The 271-nt window shown below is 53.1% G+C and carries 1 protein-coding gene; it reads left to right on the top strand.

Annotation, left to right across the window (positions count from 1 at the left end):
• Window positions 1-33 precede the first annotated feature (33 nt).
• The coding region (locus PZC42_RS24690; RefSeq protein ID WP_277214155.1) for a hypothetical protein at window positions 34-271 on the top strand (238 nt) is incomplete at its 3' end.

Below are 271 nucleotides of genomic sequence, written 5' to 3'. Positions count from 1 at the left end.
CCTCCATACGAGCCCCTGCCTCAGGACGTCAAGATGAAATACGACGGTGTCCCGGTCACCCTTGAGCCCGAGGCTGAGGAAGTCGCTGGATTCTTCGGCAGCATGCTCAACGCGACACACCACACCGAAAATCCTACTTTCCAGAAGAATTTCTTCATGGACTTCCAAGACATCCTCAAAAAGACCGGTGGAGCAAAGGATCCCCAGGGCAACCCGGTGGAGATAAAGGAATTCGCCAAATGCGATTTCAGACCCATCTTCGAGTACTACG

The sequence above is a fragment of the Isoptericola croceus genome (assembly GCF_029382255.1).
Classification (GTDB): domain Bacteria; phylum Actinomycetota; class Actinomycetes; order Actinomycetales; family Cellulomonadaceae; genus Isoptericola; species Isoptericola croceus.
The sequence above is the reverse complement of the archived record's forward strand: the minus strand, read 5'-3'. Positions and strand labels throughout refer to the sequence as shown.